A 6785-nucleotide genomic window follows, 5' to 3' on the forward strand; every position below is an offset into this window, starting at 1 on the left:
GTTCAGATCCCCTAGCTGCGCATCAGGGAATGCGTGGCATCATAGGGACTGGGCGCGATCACCTGTGCTGTGACCGGCGCGCCAAAATGATCAAGGGTCAGACTGCTGCCCGGCACGGCAAGGCTGGGCGCGACAAAGGCATAGGCCAGGTTTTTGCCCACCCGGTGCCCCCAGTCTCCCGACGTGACGGTGCCAACAACCGCGCCGTTATGCGAAACAGAGGCACCGGGCTGCGCCGGAGCTTTACTGCAGTCGATCTCAAGGCTGACCAGGTGTTTTTCTGGCCCCCTCTCTAGCCGTTTCATGAGAGCTGATTTGCCGACAAAATCAGGCTTGTCCAGTTTGACAAAGCGATCTAACCCGGTCTCAAACGGGTCAAATTCCGTCAACAGATCCGCCTGCCAGTGCAAAAACCCTTTCTCCATCCGCATAGAGTCAACCGCACGCGCGCCAAACAGAGACAGGCCACAGGCCTCGCCCGCCCGGCGCAGCGCCAGATAGGCGGCATAGAGCGAGGCGTTGGGCACATGGATTTCATAGGCCAGCTCACCCGAAAAGCTGACCCCCAGAACGGTGGCTGGCGCATAGCCGATAAAACACTCGCGCGCTGACAGCCAGGGAAAGGCCGGGGCAGACCAGTCGCCCCGCGCCGCAGCCCTAAGCACCTCGCGCGCCCTGGGGCCTGCCAGAACCAGAATGGTCTGCTCAGAGGTGAGGCTCTTGATGCGGACATCCTCATCGGCGCGAATATGCGCCTGCAGCCAATCCAGATCATGCAGCTCACTTGCGGCAGCAGACCCGTACCAAACCCGGCCAGGCCCGCGATCCGAGGCCGCAAGATTGGCCAGCGTGGCCTCGGCTTTGACCATGCCAAGGTGATTGAGCAGATAGCCAAGGCCAACGCGGCCCGGCTTTTCACTGACCCGACCACAGAACATGCGGTCCAGAAATGCATGGGTATCTGCGCCGGTGATCTCCAGCCGGTTAAAGCCGTTGACCTCGGCCAGGCCGACGCGCTGCTGCACTGCCGCCACCTCGGCGGCGACCAGATCGAAAGTTTCGACAAAATCAAACCCCAAGCTGGGATGAAAATCGGCGCTTGGTTTGATGTAGTCCACCCGTTCCCAGCCATTGACCACGGTAAACTCTGCCCCTTCGGCCGCCAGTACCGGGGTCAGCGGCGTGGTGCGGGCATTGCGGCCTGCGGGACGATGTTCATGCGGGAAGTGAAAGCGAAATTCGTTCTGGTAGTCCTCTATTGCCTTCAGCGCTGTCAGCTCAACATTGCTGTGGGGGCCAAAGCGGCGCGGATCAATGCACCAGGTGTCATAGCAGGCGTCGCCCTGCACGATCTGCTGCGCCAAGAGCCAGCCATGCCCACCGCCCTCGCCCAGACCAGCGCGCAGGCCGATGATGCAAAAGGCGTTGCGCTTGCCGGGGATCGGCCCCACCAGCGGGGCACCATCAATGGTATAGGTAATCGGCCCGTTGACCACGGTATGAATACCAGTCTCCATCAAGGCCGGCATCCGGGCAAAGGCCCCTTCCAGCACATCTGTGACCCGGTCCAGATCATCCGGACACAGCGCGTTGACGAAATTGGGGTCAATCCCGTCCATGCCCCAGGTCTTGCAGTCCTGCTCATAAAACCCGACCAACAGCCCGTTCTTTTCCTGTCGGCAATAGTAATCCGAGATCGGGCAGCGCAGCAGCGGCATGCGATGGTCTGCGTCGCGGATTGCCGGGATCTCTTCGGTCAGGAAATACTGGTGCTCCATCGAGGTGACGGGGTGCTGCACCCCCATCATCGCGGCGACCTCGTTAACGCGGTAGCCACAGGCATTCACCACGATGTCACAGTCTATGTCACCCTTGCTGGTTTGCACCGTCCAGGTGTCATCCCGGTGCTGCATGAGGCCCGTAACCGGCGTGTTACGATAGATCTCGGCCCCTGCCTTGCGGGCCCGGCGTGCCAGCGCCTGACAAAGCTGCGCCGGGTCAATATCGCCGTCCAATGGATCCCACAGCCCTCCGATCAGGTTGTCAGTGGAAATCAACGGATGGCGGCGGGCGCATTCCTCTGCATCAATCACCTCAAATTCCACCCCCATGCCCCGCGCCATCGAGGCAAAATGACGATAGCCCTGCATCTGCTCTGGGGTATTGGCCAGACGAATGCCGCCATCCCCGTGATGGTAGTTGATCGGGTAGTCGGGATCCTCTGCCAGCTCTTTGTACAGGCTGATTGAGTGGCTTTTGAGCCCCACCATAGTCTGGTTCATGCCAAAGTGGGTGACCTGCGCGGCCGAGTGCCAGGTGGTGCCGCTTGTCAGTTCGTCCCGCTCAACCAGCACCACGTCTGACCAGCCCTCCCGGGTCAGATGATACAGGGTTGAACAGCCTGCAATGCCGCCGCCGATCACGACGACTTTGGTTCGTGTTTTCATCTCATATACTCCCGGGCTACCGCACAGAGATCAGCGGCCCTGAAGCTGTTTTGGTCAAGCCTGCGCGCACCGCCGCGCGGAAAACCGAATGTAACCTACGGATTGTCGCGGTGGCCAAATTCCCCGCCTCCCGAGCCGGTCTAATCTTCGGTTTCGGTCTTGGCCGGCCCCGGCGCATCCTCGCCCAGAACGGTAAACTCATGCGCCAGCCAGGGCACCTTTGCGACCACCGGCTCTGTAAAGTTGCGGGCAATCAGGCGGCGCAGGGCACTGGCGACAACCTCGGCCATGCCGGGGGGAAAGACATCGGTACTAAACAGCGAAAGATTGCGGGCAAAGCCCTTGTTTGGAAACGGCAAAAGCGTCACCCGGTCGTGAAAGCGCTTGGCGCGAAAATAGCTGGCCGGGGTGGTGATCGCCCAGCCACTGCCCTCGGCCACCAGTCCCATCAGTGAATGATTGCTCTCCAGCTCAAACCGGTTCGGCAGGGTCACCTTGAGGCGGCGCAGGTGGATCTCGATGAGATTGCCAATAATCTGCGCACCCGAATAGCGAAGAAACGGCAGCGAGGAGTTGCCGTTGAGAAATTCTTCCGCGTTCAGGGTCGAGCTGCTTGGCACTGCCACCACAAAGGGATCACGCAGCAGACGGTATTCTACCAATCCCGGAATATCGCTCAATGGGCGGGTGGCGACGGCCGCGTCCAGTTTTTGCTCCACAAGAAGCTGCAAGATCGCATGGCTGGGCCGCGTGTAGTGCATAAAGCGGCATTTCGGCAGTGCCGTGGCGAGGAACTGCCGCCAGCTCCGGCGCCACTTCGCTGTCAAAATCATCCACCATACCAAAGCGCAGATCGCGGGATTCGGCCCAGTTTCCAGTTGTCAGCTCCGTCTCGCCCCGGCGGATCAGCCGGATGACATCCTCAACATAGCGGGCAAAGATCACCCCAGCGGACGTTAGCTGCATGGGGCGTTTGGAATGGTCCAGCAGTGCGACGCCAAGACTGTCTTGCAAACTGTGCAGATGCTGTGAGACGGTGCTGGGGGACAACCCGCTTTCCGCCGCCGTCTTTTGAATAGAGCCAGTGCGCGCCGCCAGCAAAAAGACCTCCAGCCACCGCATGCTGAGTTTCGAACGGTTTATCATTGGCACCCTTTCCCAATCCCGTGGCGCCGCGCGACCAAAGCCTGCAAAACCACAATGCCCCACCTAACCACTTATTCGACTTTTCCGATACTAGATTTCGGCTTTGCAGGAACCCCCAATTTTGTGCAGCCCGGCCAGCTTTGTTCGCTAAGTTTTTTCTACTGATTGCGCGTGCCCCAATTCCAGCGCCGCACTCCACAGCAAAAAAGCAGGCAGGCCAAACTGCCCAACAGATCAAACCAAACCGACAACAGGGTGAAAAAATGAAACTGACAAAATTAAAGTCCGTGATGACCTCGACAGCTGCGGCTGCGGCCATGCTCACCGCCTCTCAGGCGGCAGCCTTGGATGAGTTGACAGTGGCCTACTTCCTTGAGTGGCCAATGCCGTTCCAATACGGCAAGGCCGAAGGCATCTATGAGGAAAGAGCTGGGGGTCAAAATCAACTGGGTCGCCTTTGACACCGGCACCGCCATGTCCGCTGCCATGGCCTCGGGTGATGTGCATATTTCCGTCAGCCAGGGCGTTCCTCCTTTTGTTGTCGCCACCTCTGCCGGGCAGGATCTGCAGGCACTGGACGTGGCTGTTAGCTATTCGGAAAACGACAACTGTGTTGTCTCCGAGGGGCTGGAGATCGACAAGACCTCAGCCTCTGAGCTGACAGGCAAAAAGGTCGGCGTCCCAATCGGCACCGCCGCGCATTACGGCTTTCTGTCGCAGATGAAGCACTTTGGTGTCGATGTGAACTCGATGGAAATCGTAGACATGGCGCCCGCGGATGGCGCGGCTGCGTTTGCTCAGGGCAACCTGGACATGGTCTGCGGTTGGGGCGGTGCCCTGCGCCGCATGAAAGAGCATGGCAACGTGCTGTTGACCGGTGCCGAAAAAGAAGCACTGGGCATTCTGGTGTTTGACGTCACCACGGCGCCCTCGAACTTTGTCACGGAAGAGCCCGAGCTTGTTGCCGGCTTTTTGAAGGTGACCGCCGACATGAACGCCATGTGGAACGCAGGCGACAAAAAAGACGTCATGCTGCCGGTGATCGCCAAGGACTCGGGCATGGATCTGGCTGATACCGAGGCCACCATCTCGACCTTCAGCTTCCCCTCGGTCGATGACCAGCTGTCGGATAAATGGCTGGGCGGCGCGGCTCAGACCTTTATGCCCGGCGTGGCAAATGTCTTTGTCGATGCCGGCAGCATGGAAGGCGCGCTTGAGTCCTACGCCGCTGCGGTTGAGACCAGCCCGCTTGCCGCAAGCAAGTAAGTCAGAGACCTGACACGATATGGCCCGGACGCATCCGGGCCATTTTCCACATAAAACAGCAAGGGGATGGCCATGAACGGATTGGACATCAGCGGGCTTTCTATGCGCTTTGATCTGCCCAATGGCAGCTCGGTGCAGGCGCTGAAAGACGTATCGATTTCACTGAAACCAGGGGAGCTCATGTCGGTTCTGGGGCCCTCAGGCTGCGGTAAGACCACGCTATTGAACATTCTCGCAGGCTTTCTTGCGCCCACCGAAGGTAAGATCGAGCTGAATGGCCATATGGTCACGGGCCCAGATGCCGAACGCGGCATGGTGTTTCAGAAGGGCGCGTTGTTTGAGTGGATGAACGTGCGCCAGAACGTTGACTTTGGGCCCCGTATGAAAGGCATGCCCAAGCCCGAACGCGACAAGATCGCGGACCACCTGCTTGAGGTCGTGGGGCTGCAGGATTTCAAGGAAAAAGCCGTCTATGAGCTGTCGGGCGGCATGCAGCAACGTGTGGCTCTGGCCCGCTGCCTCGCCAATGAGCCCGACATTATTCTGATGGATGAACCCCTTGGCGCGCTGGACGCGCTGACCCGTGAAAAGATGCAGGGCCTGGTGCTGAAGCTCTGGAAAGAGACCGGCAAGACCATCACCCTGATCACCCATTCGGTCGAAGAAGCCCTGCTGCTGGGCGAGCGCCTGTTGGTGATGGCACCGCGCCCCGGTCGCATCCACAAGGAATACCGCCTGCCCTTTGCCGAACGCGGCGTCAATGCCGATCTGCGGGACGTAAAAAAATCCGAAGGCTTTGCCGAGACCCGCGATGAGATCCTGTCGATGATCTGGGAAATGGAAGAAGAGATCATGGGCCGCACGGAGGAGGTCGCATGAGTGTTCTGCTCTTTTACATCGCCCTCTTTGTCGGCGCCTTCCTGCTGGTCAAGGTGATCCGCAAAAGCATGACCTCGCAAAAGGATTTCACCAGCCTCAAGACCGTGACCTTTGGCGACGAAAGCGCGGTGACACCGGACCGGGCCGCCTCGGTTATCTCTGTTCTGGTGATCTTTGTGATCTGGGCCGCCTTTACCGGCTCCAAACTGCTGCCCTTTCATGTGCCAGGACCCTTTACCGGGGAAACCCAGTTCACCTACAGGGTTGAGGCGCCTGAGGGGCAAAAGGACGAGGCCACCGTGTTTGTCCGGGTTGCCCCTTTTGGAGAAGAGGCCGACCCCTTTGAGGTTCCCCCCGGTGAGGGGTTCGCCAAGGATGATGCCGTGGCAATGACCGCCTCGCGCTCGGCCACGATCCTGTTTGACAAAAACGATGAGATCCGCCGCAAGGATGGCGCCAGAATTACCGCCATCAATGGCAGCGCAAGTGCTTCGGACGGCAGTTTTGACGCAGGCGACGGCAGTATCACGCTGACCGCCAAAGGCGCCATTGTCTACACGCCCAATCTGGGCATGCAGATGAACCCGATCTGGCTGCCCTCGCCCGAGAAAGTCGTCGAGCGCTTCTTTGAGATCTCACGCGAAGGCTATCAGAATTTCTCGCTCTGGGAGCACCTCGGCTGGTCGCTGACCCGTGTTATCGTTGGCTTTATTCTGGGCGCGCTGGTCGGCATTCCTCTGGGCTACGCCATGGGGCTTTCGGGCTGGTTCCGGGGCTGGTTTGATCCCATCGTGGAATTCATGCGGCCGGTGCCACCGCTGGCGCTGATCCCGCTGGTGATCATCTGGTTCGGTATTTGGGAGACCGGCAAGATTGTCCTGCTGTTCCTCGCAGCCCTCTGGATCATGACCATCGCCGCCCGGGCAGGTGTGTCGGGGGTCAATATTTCCAAGATCCACGCGGCCTACTCGCTGGGCGCCTCCAGGGCGCAGATCATGCGCTATGTTATCGTGCCCAACTCGCTGCCCGAAATCTTTACCGGCGCCC

Annotated in this window: 5 protein-coding genes and 1 pseudogene; 3 read left to right on the plus strand and 3 right to left on the minus strand. The window is 59.5% G+C overall.

Annotated features, from left to right (window positions below; all coding sequences use genetic code 11):
- Positions 1-11 precede the first annotated feature (11 nt).
- From B4968_RS15060 to B4968_RS24625, 3 genes are all read right to left on the minus strand, one after another.
- Positions 12-2447 (minus strand): GcvT family protein, encoded by a 2436-nt coding sequence (locus B4968_RS15060; protein WP_083100288.1) that lies wholly within the window; start codon positions 2445-2447, stop codon positions 12-14.
- Positions 2448-2587: 140 nt separating this feature from the next.
- Positions 2588-3166, minus strand: a complete 579-nt coding sequence (locus B4968_RS24620) for a LysR substrate-binding domain-containing protein (RefSeq protein WP_338153277.1) — start codon at positions 3164-3166, stop codon at positions 2588-2590.
- The gene (locus tag B4968_RS24625) at positions 3084-3593 is read right to left on the minus strand and encodes a LysR family transcriptional regulator (protein ID WP_241525777.1); all 510 of its coding nucleotides are present in this window, start codon (positions 3591-3593) and stop codon (positions 3084-3086) included. The genes B4968_RS24620 and B4968_RS24625 overlap by 83 nt, the downstream gene beginning before the upstream one ends.
- Positions 3594-3856: 263 nt before the next feature.
- On the opposite strand from B4968_RS24625, the pseudogene B4968_RS15070 reads away from it, so the two are divergent.
- The 3 genes and pseudogenes from B4968_RS15070 to B4968_RS15080 all read left to right on the plus strand — a co-directional run.
- A pseudogene (locus B4968_RS15070) lies at positions 3857-4859 on the plus strand (taurine ABC transporter substrate-binding protein).
- Between the two features lie 72 nt (positions 4860-4931).
- Positions 4932-5738: a taurine ABC transporter ATP-binding protein gene (locus tag B4968_RS15075; protein ID WP_083100296.1), complete on the plus strand. Its 807-nt coding sequence runs from the start codon at positions 4932-4934 to the stop codon at positions 5736-5738.
- Positions 5735-6785 (plus strand): ABC transporter permease (locus B4968_RS15080; protein WP_083100291.1); only part of this gene is annotated, 1051 nt, incomplete at its 3' end. The genes B4968_RS15075 and B4968_RS15080, both read left to right, overlap by 4 nt.

Origin of the sequence: Pseudophaeobacter leonis, assembly GCF_002087335.1 — a bacterium.
GTDB classification, from domain to species: domain Bacteria; phylum Pseudomonadota; class Alphaproteobacteria; order Rhodobacterales; family Rhodobacteraceae; genus Pseudophaeobacter; species Pseudophaeobacter leonis.